At 73.1% G+C, this 3818-nt stretch carries 5 protein-coding genes; 4 read left to right on the plus strand and 1 reads right to left on the minus strand.

Translation table 11 applies throughout. From position 1 onward, the window contains the following. Positions 1-221: 221 nt before the first annotated feature. A complete protein-coding gene (locus ACFU7Y_RS41525; protein ID WP_380771596.1) occupies positions 222-860 on the plus strand; it encodes an ATP-dependent Clp protease proteolytic subunit in 639 nt (212 codons plus the stop codon). A 1-nt stretch (position 861) separates the two neighbouring features. Further along, positions 862-1464 carry a ClpP family protease gene (locus tag ACFU7Y_RS41530; RefSeq protein ID WP_224283654.1) on the plus strand — a complete coding sequence of 201 codons (603 nt, stop codon included), beginning with the start codon at positions 862-864 and terminating at the stop codon, positions 1462-1464. 65 nt (positions 1465-1529) lie between these two features. Here the strand turns inward: ACFU7Y_RS41530 and ACFU7Y_RS41535 are convergent, their stop codons facing one another. Beyond that, complete coding sequence (locus tag ACFU7Y_RS41535; RefSeq protein WP_224283653.1) at positions 1530-1982, minus strand: helix-turn-helix domain-containing protein; 453 nt, start codon at positions 1980-1982, stop codon at positions 1530-1532. Between the two features lie 456 nt (positions 1983-2438). Between ACFU7Y_RS41535 and ACFU7Y_RS41540 the strand changes: the two genes are divergently transcribed. Continuing rightward, complete coding sequence (locus ACFU7Y_RS41540; RefSeq protein ID WP_224283652.1) at positions 2439-3458, plus strand: DUF4190 domain-containing protein; 1020 nt, start codon at positions 2439-2441, stop codon at positions 3456-3458. A 159-nt stretch (positions 3459-3617) separates the two neighbouring features. Beyond that, on the plus strand, positions 3618-3758 hold the full coding sequence (locus ACFU7Y_RS41545) for a carbohydrate-binding protein (protein WP_224283651.1): 141 nt from the start codon (positions 3618-3620) through the stop codon (positions 3756-3758). Positions 3759-3818 lie beyond the last annotated feature (60 nt).

The raw sequence follows: 3818 nt of genomic DNA on the forward strand, positions 1-3818 counted from the left end.
CCCGGCCGGGTGGTAGACCCCGTTGCCCGCGAACAGCAGCCACAGCCGCCGCCGGTCCGGCCTGCGTCGGACCGGCCGGGCCCGTCCCAGCCGCCACCCGGCCCGGTCCGGAACGCCGCCTCTGCCGGCGGCGAATCTGCGGCGGGCAGAGAAACCGCATCCGGGGGCCGCCCCGGGCCGAGAGTGGAGTCGACGGCACACCGCCCCGACGAGGAGAGCAGATGACTCCACTCACCCCGCCCCCGCCCCGCGCCGCAGAGGGCGACATGCAGCCCAGCGCCTTCGACGACCACCTCGCGGCACAGCTGCTCGCCCAGCGGATCGTCCTGCTCGGCACGCAGGTCGACGACGTGTCGGCCAACCGGGTGTGCGCTCAGCTGCTCCTGCTGTCGGCGGAGGACCCGCGCACCGACATCAGCCTGTACATCAACAGCCCCGGCGGTTCGGTCACCGCGGGCCTCGCCATCTACGACACCATGCGGCTGATCCCGAACGACGTCTCGACGCTGGCGATGGGTTTCGCCGCCAGCATGGGCCAGTTCCTGCTCACGGTGGGGGCGTCCGGCAAGCGGTTCGCCCTGCCGAACGCGCGGATCATGATGCACCAGCCCTCGGCGGGCATCGGCGGCACCGCCGCGGACATCGAGATCCAGGCGGAGAACCTCCAGTTCACCAAGAAGGCCATCGAGCGGATCACCGCCGAACACACCGGGCAGAGCGAGGAGACCATCGCGCGCGACGGCGACCGGGACCGCTGGTTCACCGCCGAACAGGCCAGGGAGTACGGGATCGTGGACCGGGTGGTGGAGTCGGTCGCCGACATCCGCCCGGCCGCCTCCCGCCGACGGATCGGACTGTGACATGGGCTCGTACACGGTTCCCTACGTCATCGAGCGGACCGCGCAGGGCGAGCGGTCCTACGACGTCTTCAGCCGGCTGCTGAACGAGCGGATCATCTTCCTCGGCACCGAGATCGACGACTCGGTCGCCAACGTGGTCATCGCCCAACTCCTGCACCTGGAAGCGGAGAACCCGGAACGGGAGATCTCGATCTACCTCAACTCGCCCGGCGGATCGTTCACTTCACTGATGGCGATCTACGACACGATGACCTTCGTGCAGGCGCCGATCTCCACCTTCTGCGTCGGCCAGGCGGCGTCGACGGCGGCGGTGCTGCTGGCCGGCGGAGACCCCGGGCGACGGTTCGTGCTCCAGCACGCACGGGTGCTGCTCGGCCAGCCGGCCAGCGGCGGCCGGCAGGGGACGGTCTCCGACCTCAGCCTCGCGGCCAAGGAGATGGTCCGCATCCGCTCGCAGGTGGAGGAGGTCCTCTCCCGGCACACGCACCACGACGCGGCGACGCTGCGCGCGGACATGGACCGGGACAAGGTGCTCACCGCCGAGGAGGCCGTCGCCTACGGGATCGCCGACGAGGTGCTGAGCCGGCGGCTCGGGTTCGCCTGACCGGCGCGCGGCCGGTACGGCGGCGGGGCGCACCGCCGCCGTACCCGGCCACCGGCCAGGCCCGGTCAGGCCGCGAGGCAGAGGCCGTCGTACCGCCCCGTGGGCGACGTGCGTCCCCGGCCCACCAGACCCCGGCCCTGGCCCACCCGGCTCGGGGCGTACCGGGTCAGCTCGTCCTGGACCAGCGAGAGCAGGTCCCCGAGGCCGAGCCCCAGCGCCCGGGCGGCCGCCGCGAGCACCTCGGAGGACGCCTCCTTGCGCCCGCGCTCCAGCTCCGACAGGTACGGCATCGAGATCCGGGCCGCCTCCGCGACGTCCTTCAGCGTGCGCTCCTGGGCGAGCCGCTCGCGCCGCAGCACATCGCCGACGACGTCGCGCCACAGCGGCTCCCTCCGCGCGGGTGCCTGCGGGGCCCCCGTCGGCCGCTGCGGGGTACGGGACGCCCCATCGGATGCGGGCGGCGAGGCCTGCGGACGCAGGGGGATGACGCGGGCTTCGTTCTGCGCATGAGTGCTCACCCCTTCAGCCTAGGGACCAGGGGCCCCGGGGGAAGAGCACGGCGTTCTGCCCTGGGTGAAGCCGCCGGGCGGGCCGCGGCCGCCGCGAACCGCAGGCCAACTCCGTGTCCTCAGGGCCGGGGTGTCCAGCCGGGCGGGGTGAGGGCGGTGCCGGCGAGGATCCGCCCGACCGTCCCGTCCGGGCCGCTGTGCCGGCTGACGGCCTGTTCGGCGCCGTGGGGGAGCGGAGCCGCCTCAGGACCGCGGCGCCGGGCACCTGTATGTTGATCACTCGCCGGCCCTGTCGGTGTCCCGTCCCAGGGGGGTGACGCGCGGGTCCGGCCCGCAGCGGTGGCCGTTTCGCGCAGCCGGGCCACTGCCGCCGGGGAGGCGGAAAGGGACCGCGAGGACCCGGCAGGGACCTCGCCACGGGGGCGAACGGCAACTCATCGTCTCGACGTTCTCGAAGGATCTCGAATGACCGTTCCCGTCCCGCCCGACAGCAGCCCGCAGTCCGCCGAGGAACCGGCCGGCACCAACCCGTGGGCGCCGCTGGACCCGGGGCAGGGCGAGGCCGCGGTCCCCGCCCCCGCCACTGCCCCCGGCCCCGCCCCCGCCGGGGCGCCCGCCCCCGGCGTGCCGTACTGGCCGCCGTATCCGATACCGGCGCCGCAGCCCCGCAACGGCCTGGGCATCGCGGCCATGGTCCTCGGGATCGTCGGTGTCGCCCTCAGCCTGGCCGTCATCCTGTTCTGGCTGTCCTGGCTGCCGGCCCTGCTCGCCGTGGTCTTCGGCGCCATCGGCCTGGGCTACGTGCGCAAGGGCCTGGCGACCAACCGGGCGATGGCCCTGGCGGGTGTGATCCTGGGCGTCACCGGCCTGTTGGTCTCGGTCGGTGCCGGGGTGTTCGTCGTGGCACGGGTGCATGAGGTCAACGAGGAGCGGCAGGCGGAGGCGGACGCCGCGCGCGCCCGCTTCGAGGCCGCGACCAAGGCCGCGGAGGAGCGGGCGGCGAAGGAGAGGGAGCGGATCGAGGCGGAGCGGAAGAGGATCGAGGCCGAGCAGGAGAAGGCGGCCGCGGACGAGAGGGCCCGGCGCCTGCCGTTCGGCCAGTCCTACACGTACGAGGACGGGCTGAAGGTCGCGACGGCCGCGCCGGAGCCGTACTCCCCGCTCCGGACCGTGTTCGAGCCCCCCAAGGACGCCAAGATCATCCAGGTGAAGATCACCGTCGTCAACACCGGATCCCAGGAGCTCTCGCTCTACGGATCGGGGCTGCCCATCGTCAGGGACGCCAAGGGCAACCTCGTCTTCTCGCTGATCGACGGAAGCGAACGGCTGAAGCTCCTCACCGGCTCGCTGGCTCCGGGCCAGGAGGCCACCGGCGTGTACGCGTACGCCCTGCCGAACAGCGCGGCCGACCAGTTCTCCGTCGACTTCACCTACGGCACCGGACGCCAGCGCAAGAACGTCATCTGGACCGGCTCTCCCAGCTGACCCGACGCCGCTGCCCGCCGGTACCGGCCCTTTCGCCCGGCCCCGCGACCGGCCTGACGGCGAACGTCATCGTGCCCGCCGTTGAACTGCTTCAACTCGGCCTCGAAGTTCGTACACACGTCCCGCGCGATCTCTTCGCGGCGGGTCAGCACGGCGTCGGTGAAGGTGGACCCAGGCACCACCTACCAGGCGGACGACGTCGTGACCTCCAACGGAGTCGGCTACTGCTGCCTCCAGGGCCACACCGCCCAGGCCGGCTGGGAACCGCCGGTCGTCCCGGCGCTCCGGCAGCCGGTGTGACCGGGGCACCCTGACAGCCCGTGAAGCCGCTGCGCCGCGGTCCGTCGAGGGGGACGGACC

Source organism: Kitasatospora sp. NPDC057542, from assembly GCF_042801945.1.
Lineage (GTDB): Bacteria > Actinomycetota > Actinomycetes > Streptomycetales > Streptomycetaceae > Kitasatospora.